Annotated in this window: 19 protein-coding genes; 5 read left to right on the forward strand and 14 right to left on the reverse strand. The window is 59.4% G+C overall.

The window, feature by feature from the left end; all coding sequences use genetic code 11:
* From ACTG4B_RS06945 to ruvC, 7 genes are all read right to left on the reverse strand, one after another.
* A partial coding sequence (locus tag ACTG4B_RS06945; RefSeq protein WP_439155029.1) for a biopolymer transporter ExbD occupies positions 1-178 on the reverse strand: 178 nt, incomplete at its 3' end.
* 2 nt (positions 179-180) lie between these two features.
* Positions 181-855 (reverse strand): protein TolQ, encoded by a 675-nt coding sequence (gene tolQ / locus ACTG4B_RS06950; protein WP_439154967.1) that lies wholly within the window; start codon positions 853-855, stop codon positions 181-183.
* A gap of 115 nt (positions 856-970) precedes the next feature.
* The gene (ybgC, locus tag ACTG4B_RS06955; RefSeq protein ID WP_439154968.1) at positions 971-1357 is read right to left on the reverse strand and encodes a tol-pal system-associated acyl-CoA thioesterase; all 387 of its coding nucleotides are present in this window, start codon (positions 1355-1357) and stop codon (positions 971-973) included.
* On the reverse strand, positions 1354-1974 hold the full coding sequence (locus tag ACTG4B_RS06960) for a hypothetical protein (protein WP_439154969.1): 621 nt from the start codon (positions 1972-1974) through the stop codon (positions 1354-1356). Before ACTG4B_RS06960 ends, ybgC begins: the two co-directional genes overlap by 4 nt.
* 55 nt (positions 1975-2029) lie before the next feature.
* Positions 2030-3049, reverse strand: a complete 1020-nt coding sequence (ruvB, locus tag ACTG4B_RS06965) for a Holliday junction branch migration DNA helicase RuvB (RefSeq protein ID WP_439154970.1) — start codon at positions 3047-3049, stop codon at positions 2030-2032.
* A gap of 9 nt (positions 3050-3058) precedes the next feature.
* On the reverse strand, positions 3059-3718 hold the full coding sequence (gene ruvA / locus ACTG4B_RS06970; RefSeq protein WP_439154971.1) for a Holliday junction branch migration protein RuvA: 660 nt from the start codon (positions 3716-3718) through the stop codon (positions 3059-3061).
* Complete coding sequence (gene ruvC / locus ACTG4B_RS06975; protein ID WP_439154972.1) at positions 3715-4221, reverse strand: crossover junction endodeoxyribonuclease RuvC; 507 nt, start codon at positions 4219-4221, stop codon at positions 3715-3717. The genes ruvA and ruvC overlap by 4 nt, the downstream gene beginning before the upstream one ends.
* Positions 4222-4531: 310 nt before the next feature.
* Between ruvC and ACTG4B_RS06980 the strand changes: the two genes are divergently transcribed.
* Positions 4532-4741 (forward strand): DUF1127 domain-containing protein, encoded by a 210-nt coding sequence (locus ACTG4B_RS06980; protein ID WP_439154973.1) that lies wholly within the window; start codon positions 4532-4534, stop codon positions 4739-4741.
* Between the two features lie 80 nt (positions 4742-4821).
* Here the strand turns inward: ACTG4B_RS06980 and ACTG4B_RS06985 are convergent, their stop codons facing one another.
* From ACTG4B_RS06985 to hmgA, 7 genes are all read right to left on the reverse strand, one after another.
* Positions 4822-5166 (reverse strand): hypothetical protein, encoded by a 345-nt coding sequence (locus ACTG4B_RS06985; RefSeq protein WP_439154974.1) that lies wholly within the window; start codon positions 5164-5166, stop codon positions 4822-4824.
* 89 nt (positions 5167-5255) lie between these two features.
* Positions 5256-6134, reverse strand: coding sequence for a 50S ribosomal protein L11 methyltransferase (locus ACTG4B_RS06990; protein WP_439154975.1), 879 nt, complete (start codon positions 6132-6134; stop codon positions 5256-5258).
* Between the two features lie 31 nt (positions 6135-6165).
* Complete coding sequence (locus ACTG4B_RS06995; RefSeq protein WP_439154976.1) at positions 6166-6900, reverse strand: SGNH/GDSL hydrolase family protein; 735 nt, start codon at positions 6898-6900, stop codon at positions 6166-6168.
* 6 nt (positions 6901-6906) lie between these two features.
* On the reverse strand, positions 6907-7557 hold the full coding sequence (gene msrA / locus ACTG4B_RS07000; protein WP_439154977.1) for a peptide-methionine (S)-S-oxide reductase MsrA: 651 nt from the start codon (positions 7555-7557) through the stop codon (positions 6907-6909).
* 55 nt (positions 7558-7612) lie between these two features.
* Entirely contained in the window at positions 7613-8842 is a 1230-nt protein-coding gene (locus tag ACTG4B_RS07005; RefSeq protein ID WP_439154978.1) for an MFS transporter, read from the reverse strand.
* 90 nt (positions 8843-8932) lie between these two features.
* The gene (locus tag ACTG4B_RS07010; protein WP_439154979.1) at positions 8933-9901 is read right to left on the reverse strand and encodes a fumarylacetoacetate hydrolase family protein; all 969 of its coding nucleotides are present in this window, start codon (positions 9899-9901) and stop codon (positions 8933-8935) included.
* A 90-nt stretch (positions 9902-9991) separates the two neighbouring features.
* The gene (hmgA, locus tag ACTG4B_RS07015; protein WP_439154980.1) at positions 9992-11347 is read right to left on the reverse strand and encodes a homogentisate 1,2-dioxygenase; all 1356 of its coding nucleotides are present in this window, start codon (positions 11345-11347) and stop codon (positions 9992-9994) included.
* A gap of 68 nt (positions 11348-11415) precedes the next feature.
* Here hmgA and ACTG4B_RS07020 point away from each other — a divergent pair, with 68 nt between their 5' ends.
* The 4 genes from ACTG4B_RS07020 (at position 11416) to ACTG4B_RS07035 (ending at position 14640) form a co-directional block, all read left to right on the forward strand.
* Positions 11416-11850, forward strand: a complete 435-nt coding sequence (locus ACTG4B_RS07020) for a MarR family winged helix-turn-helix transcriptional regulator (RefSeq protein ID WP_439154981.1) — start codon at positions 11416-11418, stop codon at positions 11848-11850.
* 150 nt (positions 11851-12000) lie between these two features.
* A complete protein-coding gene (locus ACTG4B_RS07025; protein ID WP_439154982.1) occupies positions 12001-12285 on the forward strand; it encodes a co-chaperone GroES in 285 nt (94 codons plus the stop codon).
* 55 nt (positions 12286-12340) lie between these two features.
* The gene (gene groL, locus ACTG4B_RS07030; protein WP_439154983.1) at positions 12341-13984 is read left to right on the forward strand and encodes a chaperonin GroEL; all 1644 of its coding nucleotides are present in this window, start codon (positions 12341-12343) and stop codon (positions 13982-13984) included.
* A 161-nt stretch (positions 13985-14145) separates the two neighbouring features.
* Complete coding sequence (locus tag ACTG4B_RS07035) at positions 14146-14640, forward strand: GNAT family N-acetyltransferase (RefSeq protein WP_439154984.1); 495 nt, start codon at positions 14146-14148, stop codon at positions 14638-14640.
* Positions 14641-14643 lie beyond the last annotated feature (3 nt).

The raw sequence follows: 14643 nt of genomic DNA on the forward strand, positions 1-14643 counted from the left end.
CCACAGGCACGCCCACGGTCAGCAAGGGGGCGGCAACCATGAAGATGATCAGCAGCACCAGCATGACATCCACAAAGGGCGTGACATTGATTTCCGCCATCGGTTGGGTGCGCCCTGCGCGGCGGCGGCGGCGCCTGCCCCCGTCGCCCTCACCTGATTTCATGATACCGGCACCCATGATCAGCTATCCAGTTGGCGGCTGAGAATCGTCGCAAATTCGTCTGCAAACGCCTCGTAGCCCGCGATGATGCGATCACTGTCAGCAGACAGTTTGTTGTAGAAAACAACGGCCGGGATTGCAGCCAAAAGACCAAGACCCGTTGCCAGCAATGCCTCGGCGATGCCGGGGGCCACGACGGCAAGGTTGGTATTCTGCGCCTCGGCAATTTCGATAAAGGCGTTCATGATCCCCCAGACCGTGCCAAACAGGCCGACAAACGGTGCCGTCGATCCCACAGTGGCCAGAACTGGCAATCCTTTTTGCAGCTTTGCGGCCTCTTTGGCGATCGCCACATCCATCGACCGGTCGATCCGCGCCGTGGCCCCCGCGATCAGCGCCCCATCCTGCCTGTGGGACCGGCGCCACTCCAGCATGCCGGCTGCGAAAATCTTTTCGCTTGATCCGTCCGGGTCTGGTCCAATCTGGTCGAATAGTCCGTCCAGCGGTTCACCCGACCAGAACAACCGGTCGAACACATCCGCCTCTGCCCGTGCCTTGCGATACTGGATGATCTTGTCGATGATCACGGCCCAGCACCACACGGATGCAATGACCAGCATGATCATGACAAGTTTCACGATAATCGTTGCGCGCGCAAAAAGCGCCCACATGGTATAGTCGGATGCTGCTTCCATGGTGCCTGCTCTGCTTTGGGGCCCCGTTTTGGGCTCTCGTTGAAATCAGCAATACCGCAACTGTCCCGGGAAATCCAACCAATCCGGCATCACATCTGCGAAATGCCGCGTCACATCATGGTGCCGACCGGCGGATCACCGCCGGTAGCCGGACAGGCGCGCCAGCGGCATTCATGCAAATAATCGTGACCAAGGCCGAGAACAGGATCGTTTCGTCACGCTTGACCACCTGTCGCAGGACAAGGCGCGCGGCAGAGACCTGTTCAATCTCTGTCCCGACCACCAGCGCGTCGTCAAATTCCGCCGGTGCAAGGTAATCCGCCTCGACGCGGCGGACAGCAAAAACCAGTCCTTCGGCTCTCATCGCGCGCTGATCAATGCCCATGTCGCGCACCCAATCACTGCGGGCGCGCTCGATGAATTTCAGATAGTTTGCATAATAGACGATCCCGGCCAGATCGGTGTCTTCATAATAGACGCGCACGGCAAAATGATGGGTCATGACGGTGGCACCACCCGCGCCGCAAGACGCAGTGCATGGCTGGGATCATGCGCTGCGGCAGGCATGACAGGATCATAGGCGGCGCGGATCACATCGGCAATCTCGGGGCGCAACACCGCCTTGTCGTCAATCATCGCAAGCGGCGGCGCGTCATCGAACGCCCGATCCGACCAAAGCAGGATCGTCTGCACAGCCTGCGACAGGGCCAGCGTGTCGGATGCGACCTGGGCAAGATGGTCGTCCATCCGCAGAAAGACAAATGCAGCGCGAATGGCGCCTGCCGTGTCAAAACGGAAAATGCGATATTGATTGGCATCTGCCTGTTTCAGCCTGGCCACCAAGGGATGCAGATCGGGCACCAACTGATCCAGATGCGGCACATCCGTCAGCTCGTCCCAGTCACGGCAGAAAAACACCATGAGATTTGCGCCCAAATCGGCGTCCGTCTCGGCCATTTTGTGCCCGGCAAGGGCAACAACCGCCTCGATGGCGCCTTTGAAAACAGACAGGGACGCATCATCGACGCCAAAGATAACCGGCACGATCGGTCGCCCCCAGCGGGCAAAAACATAGGCCCCGTCCGCACGGGTGAACAACTGCGTGACATCCATGTTCATTCTGGCAAAAACTCCTGCGGGAGGCGCTCAAATATCGGGGAATTCAAGCCGCCCCTTATCCAAATAAGTCCGTCGGTGATTTCGGGGCCTGCAACCCCAGATGCGCCCAAACAGACTGCGTCAGCATCCGGCCGCGCGGCGTGCGCTGAATCAGGCCTTTTTGCAACAAGTAAGGCTCAATGACATCCTCCAGGCTGTCGCGGCTTTCAGACAAGGCCGCCGAAAGGGTCTCAACCCCAACCGGGCCGCCACCATAACTTTCGGCAATCAGGCGCAGATAGCGGCGGTCTGCGTTATCCAGACCCAAATGATCAACGCCCAATCGGGTCAAGGCCAGGTCTGCAATCGCTTGAGTCACCGTGCCATCGCCTTCGACGATGGCGAAATCCACGACGCGGCGCAACAGACGGCCCGCAATCCGGGGCGTGCCGCGCGCGCGGCGGGCGATTTCGCGCGCGCCCTCATCGGATGCCGGCGCACCCATCAACCGGGCGCCGCGTGTGACGATCTGGTGCAACTCGTCTTCTGTATAAAATTCCAGCCGGGTCGGAATGCCAAACCGGTCGCGCAATGGCGTCGTCAACAGCCCCATGCGCGTCGTTGCCCCTACCAGGGTGAAAGGCTGCAATTCGATGCGCACGGTGCGCGCCGCAGGCCCTTCGCCGATCACCAGATCCAGTTCGAAATCCTCGAGCGCCGGATACAGCACCTCTTCCACCGCTGGGTTCAACCGATGGATTTCATCAATGAACAACACATCGCGTGCTTCAAGGTTCGTCAGGATTGCGGCCAAATCACCTGCCTTGGCCAGCACCGGCCCGCTGGTCATGCGAAAATTGACGCCCAGTTCACGCGCCATGATCTGCGCCAGTGTGGTCTTGCCCAATCCGGGCGGGCCATGAAACAGCGCGTGATCCATGGCCTCGCCCCGCCGCCGCGCACTTTCGATGAATACCTTGAGGTTCGCGCGGGCATCGCGCTGGCCGATAAATTCGTCCAGTGTCTGCGGACGCAGGGCGCGATCGGAATCCTCTGGCCGGGGATCAGGGCGCAAGGTTGGGTCAGGTTGGGTCATGCACCTTCCCTATCCTTTCGGTGCCAACAGCTTCAAGGCCGCACGGATCAGCGCCGCGGTATCTGCATCGGGGTCATCTCCGACCGCCTCGATTACGGCGCTTGCGGCCTCGCCGGGGGCGTAGCCCAGATTGCCAAGCGCGGACAGCGCCTCTGCCTGCGCGGGGTTTGCGCGGTCGGAAACCGCTGGGCGGGCCGGAACGGGCGCAGTGACCTCGATCACCGCCTCGCCTTGTGCCTCGGCCATCGTGCCGCCCATGGCCATGACACCCGGCGCCTTGTCTTTCAGTTCGATCGTGACGCGCTGTGCGGTCTTTGGGCCGACCCCCCTGGCCTTGGCCAGCGCGTTCCAGTCACCCAAGGCAATCGCCCGGCTGACGCCATCCGCACCCAGCGTGCCCAAAATCGCCAGCGACGCCTTGGCGCCGATGCCTTGCACCGACATCAACAGGCGGTGCCATTCTTTTTCGATCAGCGTGGTGAAACCAAAAAGCTGCAAGTTATCTTCGCGCACCAGCAAATCAGTGAACAGCGCGACCTGCTCTCCGTTGCCGGGCAGGCCGGCCATCACACGATCCGACACATATACGATATACCCCACACCACGGACATCAATCAGCACATGGTCCGCCGCGCGATAGTCCAGCCGCCCCGCGATCTTGCCAATCATGCGCCCGCCCTCGCCAAGGCCGCAGCCAAGGTGCCCGCTGATTGCAGATGGTGCGCGTGACAAATCGCAATGGCCAGCGCGTCTGCTGCATCAGGGCCGGTCAGTTGCACGCCGGGCAGCTGCAATTTGACCATATGTGCGATCTGGTGTTTTTCAGCATGGCCCACGCCGACCACGGCCTTTTTGACGGCATTGGGGGCGTATTCGCCTACGGCAAGCCCCGCTTGCGCGGGCACCAGCATCGCGATCCCGCGCGCCTGGCCCAGTTTGAGCGTCCCCACCCCGTCCTTGTTCACAAAGGTCTGTTCGACCGCAGCAGCGCCCGGCTGATGCAGATGGATCACATCGGTCAACTGTTCATGCAGTGACAAAAGCCGGGCCGCCAGATTATCCCCAACCGAATGACAGATCCCGTTGGCCACATGCATCAGTCGTGATCCCGTCACCTCGATCACGCCCCACCCCATGTTGCGCAGGCCCGGGTCGATCCCCAATACACGCATCTGCCGCCCCGTTTTTATTGTTCTGGCCAACGCCTAGCACAAAACGCGAACAAAGACCAAGAGGCTTTGCAGTCACCTGCCCGGCAAGGCCAATACCGAAATGCCAGATTGCGTCATCGCGACGCTTGAAAGCGACACGAATAACGTATTGTTAAAACGCGGCTTATCGCGTCTACTGCTTAATTATAAGGCATTCTGAAAACGCATATGTCCCATGCAACATCGGCACTGGTAAGATGCAGAGTTCCCTCCTAGATGCGGCTCATCATCATTCACGCTGCATTGCAGCAACCGCAAGAGGACTTTGGCCATGGCCACTATTGATACAACCCGCCCCGCCGCTGGCTTTTCCACCAGCACGATCGTTTCCTTCATCGCGCGTGTATTTTCCACAATTGCCGCATGGAATGACGCACGGATCACACGCAAATCGCTGTCCAAGCTTTCGGATCGCGAACTGGATGACATCGGCCTTTCTGCCGCCGATATCGACATGATCGCAACGCGCAGCAGCCGTTAAGTCCAGTCGCCTGCGTAAAATAACAAACGGCCGCCCTGTCATCAGTGGCGGCCGTTTCGTTTTTTCAGTCTAGAATCTGATTACGGTGCCAGCAACGCAATCTGGCCAGCAATGAATGTCGTTGCCGGGTCGGGTTGCATGACCCATGCCCCTGCCTGTTCGATGACCGTGCCCTGCTGCAACACTGCCAGCCGCGCCGTGTAATCGTCGCTGCCGAGATAGAAAAACAGCAGCCCCTTGAAAAGAAATCCGGCCCCAACCAGCGCCAGAATACCCTTCAGCGGAAATCGCGGGTGGTAGATGCGCGGGCGCGCTACGATCAGGCCGTCAGGCCCAACAGTGCGCACGACGCCGTTGGCCATACGATCATGGCGGCGCACAATGCGCTTTAATCTTTTATCAAATGGAACATGTGCTTGGGGCATCGTCGCCTCCGCTAATATAAACTAGGTGTGAATGTCCCCAAAAAACGGTAACAAAACAAGAAAAAAGGCCCGTTCCTGTCCTTAAAGACCTATTCGTGTGATTTTTTGCACATTGTCAGGGTCGTCCAGTCAACAATCATATCTGATTTCACAAGATTGAACCCATTTTGGCGATAAATATCAGTCACCTCCTGCGCCTGCTCGTTCAGGATACCCGAGAGAATCACATGCCCTCCTCGCGCGACGGATCGCCCCATATCAGGGGCCAATCCAACCAAAGGGCCCTTTAAGATATTGGCAAAGATCAGATCGAATGGCGCCGCATCGGCCAGAACCGGGGTATCAAAACCTGCGGCCACGACACAATCGACGCGTCCCGTCAGCCCATTTGCTGCCACATTTGCCGCCGCAACCTCGACCGCGACAGGATCGATATCACTGGCCAGCACCATATCGGGCAAAACCTTGGCTGCGGCCATCGCCAGCACGGCAGTCCCACAGCCGATATCAGCCACTTTACCCCCTGCAAAACCCGCCTCTAACAACGCGTCAAAGGCACGCAGGCAGCCCAAAGTCGTGCCATGGTGACCCGTGCCAAACGCCATTGCCGCCTCAATCAACAAGGGGATGCGGTCGGCAGGAACCTTGTCTGCATCATGCCCGCCATAGACAAAAAACCGCCCGGCCTCGACCGGGGCCAGTTCCCGCTGAACCTTGGACACCCAATCCTGATCGGGGATTTCAGAGATCGTGAAAGGTTTGGCATGGTGCAGCGCCGACAGCACCGCCAGAGCCCCCGCATCGGGGTAATCCATGAAATAGCTGGCCACCTCCCACAGCCCCGATCCGTCCTCGATCTCGAACACGCCCACGCCGGTCGGCTCGGGTGTCAGTTCCTCAACGGCTTCGGCAAGACGGGTGGCGGGGTCTTCGCCCATGATTGTGGTCAGTGCGGAATAAGTGGTCATGCGCGCGGCCCTTTGCAGTGTCTGCTTTCCGTTAGGGCCTGGCACCGGCCGGGTCAAGCAAACCGGGATCGTCCAGTAGGCTGTCACCGATGGTCTTGGCCCATGCGGCATAGACAGCCGGGCCAGGATGAAAGCCATCCGCAGACATGTTGTCCGGCCCCAATGCCACATCCACGCGCACCGTGCGACATGTCGGACGGCTGGCGACCATATCGCGCAGATGCCGGTCAAATCGGTCCGCTTGACGCCCCAGCACCCAGCGCAACGGCTGTGGCAAAAGTGGAAACTGATCGACCGGAGGGAGACCGGATACGATCACGCGCCGCGCGCCGAATTCACCGGTGAAACGGTCGATCAACCGCGCCGTTTGTGCCAGCCAGCGCCGCAACGGCACGACTTTGGTCACGTCGTTCACACCCAAGGCCAGAATGACAATATCGTAGTTCCGCTCTGGCAGATCATCCAGCCATCCCATGACCTCGCCGGTTTTTGCACCGGTGCGGGCGACAAGCCGGTATTCCACACGTGCCACAGAGGCAAGCCGCCGACTGACCAATCCCAGCAGGGCCTGATCCTGTGTCGGCACCCCCACCCCGGCCGCCGAAGAATCGCCGATGATCAGCAAACGCAGCGGCGGACCCGACCCGATGAACCCATGGCGGTCCCCTGGAGGTTCCGGCAGTTTGAGCGCCCGCACCCTTACAAAGAGCGCCTGACCAAGCAGCACGGGAAGCAGCAGAATCCGCGCTGTAAAATCAAGAAGCACCGCAGGTCAGACGTTGACGCCGATGGGGCACGTCACACCCGTGCCGCCAATACCGCAATACCCCGCGGGGTTCTTGGACAGATATTGCTGGTGGTAGTCCTCTGCGAAGTAAAATGTCGGGGCGTCCACGATCTCGGTTGTGATGGCGCCATATCCGGCCTGCGCCAGACGCGGAGAAAAGGCATTTCGCGATCCTTGCGCGGTCGCTTGCTGCGCGTCCGTGTAGGTATAAATGCCCGACCGATACTGCGTGCCCCGGTCATTGCCCTGCCGCATGCCCTGGGTGGGGTCGTGCCCTTCCCAGAACACCTGCAACAGCTGGTCGTAGGATAGCCTTGCGGGGTCATAGATCACGCGCACCACTTCGTTGTGGCCAGTCTTGCCGGTGCACACCTCTTCGTAAGTGGGGTTAGGGGTATAGCCGCCCGCATAGCCGACCATCGTGGAATACACACCGTCCAGTTTCCAGAACATCCTTTCCACACCCCAGAAACAGCCCATGCCGAACATGGCTTGCTCCATGCCTTCGGGCACCTGTGCGCTCAGCGGGGTGCCAAGCACGTGATGGGTATCTGCGGTCGGAATTGCGGTTGCCCGGCCCGGCAGGGCGGCATCGGGGGTGATCATTTCGGGCTTTGTGCGGTTCATGAAAAACATCTGGTGGCCTTTCGTTTGGGTCAAGGGTGCAATATAGCCCGATCAAGTCGCTTTACTACTCTGCAGCGGCCAGCAGGCGGCCCTGAAACACGGTCTCGTGACCGGGTGCAGGGTGGCGCGGGATCAGCATGGACAAAAGTAGCGAAATGATCGCCATGATGGACGCCAGAACAAACACCATCCCCGGCGAGGTCAGCCAGACATACCCCAACAATGCGGGAAGAAAGACCGCAGCGATATGGTTGATGGTAAAGGCCACGGCGGCTGTGGGTGCGATGTCCTGCGGATCCGCGATCTTCTGGAAATAGGTCTTGATCGCCAATGCGAGGCTGAAAAAAAGGTGGTTCACCACATAAAGCATTGTCGCAAGCACCACGCCCCAGCCAAAATAATAGATGCCGCCATAGGCAAAGAAGACCAGACACAGCCCGGCATATTCAATGATCAGCGCACGCCTTTCGCCGAAAACGGCAACCAGCTTGCCCAGCAAGGGGGCGGCGATCATGTTGATCACAAGAGTGAACAGGAACAACTGTGTGATCTCATCCACTTTGTAGCCAAACCGTTCAACCATCATGAACCCGGCGAAGACCACGAAAATCTGCCGCCGTGCGCCCGACATGAATTGCAGCGCGTAATATAGCCAATACCGGCGGCGCAGCACGAATGTCTTCAGCTGCGGGTGCGGGGCCTCGAACTGTGGATAGGCCAAAAGGCAGACCAGGGCCACCACCGCCGTAAAACCGCCCGACAACCAATAAACGATCGAATAGGTCAGCCCCAGCGCCTCCCAGCTCAACACGATCAGCACGTAGACGACAATGGTCGCGCCCGATCCCGCCGATAGCAGCCAACCCAGCGTCTGCGGCGCGCGGGTCTTTTCGATCCATTGCAGTTGCAGGGACTGGTTGACCGTTTCGTAGTAATGGAACCCGATCGACGACAGCATGGTAATGGTCAGGATTCCGCCCATCGACGGGAACTGTGCGGTCAGCGCGGTGGCCACCCCCAGCATGATCAGCGCGACCAACCCCAAAACCTGTTCGCGGATGAACATGATAAGAGCAATCACGCCGATAGCGAAAAACCCCGGAATTTCGCGGACCGTATGCAGCCAACCGATATCGCCGCCATCGAAACCCGCCACCTCGATCACGAAATTGTTCAACAGCGCCGACCACGTGGCAAAGGCGACAGGCATCGCCATCGCCATCAGAAACAGCAGCGAAACGGGCCTGCGCCACAGCGGCAGGCTTTGAACATCATCGAGGCGCACAATTCTCATGGGTTTGCTTTACGCCGGTTTTTCCAACTTGGCGAGAGCCGGCAGTGATGCGCCGGCTCACCCCATCCAGCAGAGCATGCTTTGCCCAACTCAAATCAGCTGCACAAGTTGATCAATCGCCCCGAAAATGGACCGGCCCGTGTCATCCTCCATCCAGATCCTCACCCGGTCTCCAGCGTCCAGAAAGCGGGTTCTGGGGCTGCCATGTTCGATCGTTTCGATCATCCGCTGCTCGGCGATACAGGCATAACCGGCGCCGCCCTGCGCGACGGCCTTGCCCGGCCCACCGTCCAGCTTGTTGGACACCGTGCCCGACCCGATGATCGTGCCGGCACCAAGATTGCGCGTTTTCGCCGCATGGGCAATCAGTTGCCCGAAATCAAAAGTCATGTCGACGCCTGCGTCGACCCGCCCAAAGGGTTCCCCGTTCACGTCGATCTTCAACGTCCCGTGCAGCGTGCCATCGCGCCAGCCCGGCAGGTCATCAACGGTGACGGCAACCGGTGAAAACGCACAGGCCGGTTTCGACTGCACGAAGCCGAAACCCTTGGCCAGTTCGCCGGGGATCAGGTTGCGCAGCGATACATCGTTGCACAACATCACGAAACGGATCGCCGCCAGCGCCTGTTCCCGGCTGGCGCCCATCGGCACGTGGCCGGTGATCACAGCAATCTCGCCTTCGAAATCAATGCCCCAGTCAGGATTGCCGACAATCGGATCAGTAGGGGCAAGAAAACCGTCAGATCCGCCTTGATACATCAACGGATCATGCCAGAAACTGTCCGGCATCTGCGCCCCGCGCGCGCGGCGCACCAATGCGACGTGGTTGACGTATGCCGATCCATCCAGGAACTGATAGGCGCGAGGCAACGGGGAAAAACACCGCGCCGGATCAAAAGCGACCGGCGGCCCTGCAACCTGCCAATCCATTCCGTCCAGCACCGACTGCAACCCACAGTGCGGATGGCTGATCCGGCAGGCGGTCAGATCATCGTCTACCACGGCGAAAATGCCGTCGCGCTCTGCCGCGCCATTCGTCCGGATACTGGCAACCTTCATGCTACCCTCCCTATTATCGGCCTATAAATATCCTGGGGAGCGCGAGGGGTGAAACCCCTCGCCCACCGCGCCCTGCATCGCAGGGCGCAATCACTTCTTGCCAGGCGTGCCATCAAATTTCTTGTCCAGATCGGTCCAGCAGTCGATGTAATCGTCCTGCAAGGGGGCCTCCTTGGCCGCAAAGGCCGTCAGGTGCTGCGGAAAGCGGGTTTCGAACATGAATGACATGGTGTCCGACAGCTTCTCGGCCCTCAGCGCGGCATTCGAAGCCCCCTCAAAGGCATTCTTGTCCGGCCCATGTGGCAGCATCATGTTATGCAGCGACATACCGCCGGGGACGAACCCCCTGGGCTTGGCGTCATAGATGCCGTGGATGTTGCCCATCAGCTCAGACATGACGTTCTTATGATACCACGGCGGGCGGAACGTATCCTCGGCCACCATCCAGCGGTCCCGGAACAGGACAAAGTCGATATTGGCCGTGCCTTCGACGCCGCTGGGGGCCGTCAGCACGGTAAAGATCGATGGGTCGGGGTGGTCGAACAGCACAGAACCCACAGGGCAATAGGTGCGCAAGTCATACTTGCAGGGCGCATAATTGCCATGCCATGCCACCACATCCAGCGGGCTGTGGCCGATCTGCGTTTCGTAGAACCGGCCCGCCCACTTGATTGTGACGGTCGACGGCACGTCGCGGTCCTCGAACGCGGCAACCGGGGTCTTGAAATCGCGCCGGTTGGCCATGCAGTTGGCCCCGATCGGCCCGCGCCCCGGCAAGTCGAATTTCTGACCGTAGTTTTCGCAGATAAAACCGCGTGCGGGGCCGTCCAGCACCTCGACCCGGTAAACCAGACCGCGCGGCAGGATGGCAATTTCCTGTGGTTCCAGATCAATGATGCCCAGTTCGGTGCAGAACCGCAGGCGGCCTTCCTGCGGGACGACCAGCAGTTCGCTGTCGGCAGAATAGAAATAGCTGTCGACCATCGATTCCGTGACCAGATAGATATGCGCGGCCATGCCGACCTGCGTGTTCACATCCCCCGCCGTGGTCATCGTCCGCATCCCCGTCAGCCAGGTCAGCGGCTGGTCGGCATGCGGCACCGGATCCCAGCGATACTGGCCAAGGCTGATCACATCGGGGTCCACATGGGGGGCGGATTTCCAGTATGGCAGCTTGATCATGGCAAACCGATGCACATGCTTGACCGATGGCCGGATGCGATAGCACCACGTGCGTTCGTTTTGGTGGCTGGGCGCGGTGAACGCGGTGCCGGACAGCTGTTCCCCGTATAGGCCATAGTTGCATTTCTGCGGGCTGTTCATACCTTGGGGCAAGGCATCCGGCAGGGCCTCTGTTTCAAAATCATTGCCGAAACCGGGCATGTAACCGGGTGTCGTGCCCACAGGCGTTGGGGCTGTTTGCAACGTGCTTGTCGGCTTGTTCATGGCAGGATCCTCCATTACCTGCGGGGATATTGGTTGTTTTTGTAACTAACAAGGGAAAGTCTGGTGATATGAGCGACCACGACAGCTTTGATTTGCAGCGTTTCCTGCCCTATCTGCTGGCACAGGCAGCAGAAACCGCCGGCACGGGATTCCAGCGTCACTACAAGGGGCGTTACGGGATGCTGCGCACCGAATGGCGCGTGCTGTTCCATCTGGGACAATTCGGCCCAATGACCGCAAAGGAGATCGGCGATCGTGCGCGGGTCCACAAGACCAAGATCAGCCGGGCAGTCTCGGCCTTGACAGCGAAACGGTTTTTGACCCGTCATGTCGTTGCTGACGACCGACGCCAGGCCACGCTGGTTCTCACACGGCAGGGTCGCGCGGCCTTTGATGATCTGAACGCGGCAGCACAGGCTTTTGACGCACAATTGATGGCGCAATTCTCAGCGAAAGAAGGGGCCTTGTTGAAACGGTGCCTGGCCGCACTGGCCGCGACCTGAAGAGGGTCTGAAGGGGCACGCGTAAAATTTTTCAAATCGGGTTTTCCAGACCTGTTGACACAAGGTCGCAGCACGCCTACCTACGCATCGTTATCACTCGGCCATGCTGAGTGCTAACATGGGAGAAACACGAACTGGAGAAGTTCAGAAATGGCATTTAAACCACTTCACGACCGCGTATTGGTCCGGCGCATCGAAAGCGATGACACGACAAAGGGCGGTCTGATCATTCCTGACAGCGCCAAGGAAAAGCCCGCCGAAGGCGAAATCGTCAGCGTCGGCGAAGGTGCCCGCAAAGACAGCGGCGAACTGATCGAAATGGCCGTCAAGCCCGGCGACAAGGTGCTGTTTGGCAAATGGTCCGGCACAGAAGTCAAGATCGACGGTGAAGACCTGCTGATCATGAAAGAAAGCGATATCCTGGGGATCATGTAATCCCGGCGGACATTCGCGTCTTTCAATCAAATCATAATGCAAGGAGCACATGAAAATGGCTGCTAAAGAAGTCAAATTCGACACCGACGCACGCAATCGCATGCTCAAAGGTGTCAACACCCTCGCCAATGCGGTGAAGGTCACACTGGGCCCCAAAGGCCGTAACGTCGTGCTGGAAAAATCCTTTGGTGCACCCCGCATCACCAAGGACGGTGTTTCTGTCGCCAAAGAGATCGAGCTTGAAGACAAGTTCGAGAACATGGGCGCACAGATGGTCAAGGAAGTTGCCCAGCGCACCAATGACGAAGCAGGCGACGGCACCACGACCGCCACCGTTCTGGCCCAGGCCATCATCAAGGAAGGCATGAAATCTGTTGCCGCCGGGATGAACCCGATGGACCTCAAGCGCGGGATCGATCTTGCCACGACCAAAGTCGTCGCAGCGATCAAAGCCGCAGCACGCCCCGTGTCCGACAGCGACGAAGTCGCGCAGGTCGGCACCATTTCTGCCAACGGCGAATCCGAAATCGGCCGCCAGATCGCTGACGCGATGCAGAAAGTCGGCAACGAAGGCGTCATCACTGTTGAAGAAAACAAGGGTCTGGAAACAGAAACCGATGTCGTCGAAGGCATGCAGTTCGACCGCGGTTACCTGTCGCCCTACTTTGTGACCAACACAGAGAAAATGACCACAGAGCTGGAAGATGCCATCATCCTGCTGCACGAAAAGAAACTTTCGTCGCTGCAGCCAATGGTGCCCCTGCTGGAATCCGTGATCCAATCCGGCAAGCCCCTGCTGATCATCGCTGAAGACGTCGAAGGCGAAGCACTGGCAACCCTCGTGGTCAACAAACTGCGTGGCGGCCTGAAAATCGCTGCTGTCAAGGCACCTGGTTTCGGCGATCGTCGCAAGGCCATGCTGCAGGACATCGCCATTCTGACCGGCGGTCAGGTGATCTCCGAAGATCTGGGCATGAAGCTGGAAAACGTCACCATCGACATGCTGGGATCTGCCAAGCGCGTTTCGATCACCAAAGACGAAACAACCATCGTTGATGGTGCCGGCGACAAGGCCGAGATCGAAGCACGGGTCAACCAGATCCGCGGCCAGATCGAAGAAACGACTTCCGATTACGACCGTGAAAAACTGCAAGAGCGCGTGGCCAAACTGGCCGGTGGTGTTGCCGTGATCCGCGTTGGCGGCATGTCCGAAATCGAAGTGAAAGAGCGTAAAGACCGCGTTGATGACGCCCTGAACGCGACACGTGCCGCCGTTCAGGAAGGTATCGTTGTCGGTGGCGGTGTTGCACTGGTGCAAGCCGCGAAATCGCTTGACGGTGTGGAAGGTGCGAACAGCGACCAGAACGTCGGTATCGCCATCGTCCGCAAGGCACTGGAAGCACCACTGCGCCAGATCGCCGAAAACTCGGGCGTGGATGGTTCAGTCGTTGCCGGCAAGATCCGCGAATCCAATGACCTGAAGTTCGGCTTCAACGCGCAGACCGAAGAATATGGCGACATGTTCAAGTTCGGCGTCATTGACCCGGCCAAGGTTGTGCGCACAGCACTGCAAGACGCTGCATCGGTTGCCGGTCTGCTGATCACCACCGAAGCCATGGTAGCCGACAAGCCATCCAAGGACGGCGGCAACGGCGGCGGCGGCATGCCCGACATGGGCGGCATGGGCGGCATGATGTAAGATGCGGCTTGGGCCGCAGGCCCAAACGCGTCGACAGGTAGCAGGCGTTTGCTTGCAAATGCCGAGAACCTGAAAGGCATCACAAAAAGACCCAAGGGCGTCCCAAACGGGGCGCCCTTTTCCAATTGCGCTTGCCCTGTCGGCGGCCTAGCGTCGCAGCCATGACCTGGCTCCAGACACCGCAATTTTCCCGTGACATGCACAAAGGCGAAGAAGACGCCGTTGACGCCTTGCTGCGCGCGGCGTTTCCCGGCCCTGAAGAGGCTGCACTGGTGCGCAGACTGCGCAAATCGGGTGCCATCGCGGGCGAAACCGTCTTGCCTATGGATGACCGGATTGTCGGTTACTACGCCCTGTCCCGCATGGTTTCACCCAAGGGGTGGCTCTGTCTCGCACCGGTCGCGATGCACCCCGATGTGCAGGGGCGCCGTCTTGGCAAACGCATGATCGGCATGCTGACAGAATGGGCGCGACTGACCGGAACCCCCGTCGTGGTCGTGGGCGATCCGGGGTTTTATACCAAGGCCGGTTTTTCGGCCGCACAGGCAGCGGGCTTGCAGTCACCCTATCCGGCAGAGAACGTGACGATCGCCGGCGTGGGTGATACGGCCCCAACCGAACAACTGGTCTTTCCACCGGAATTTGGCGGGCTCTGATCG

The organism is Yoonia sp. (assembly GCF_965660735.1).
Lineage (GTDB): Bacteria > Pseudomonadota > Alphaproteobacteria > Rhodobacterales > Rhodobacteraceae > Yoonia.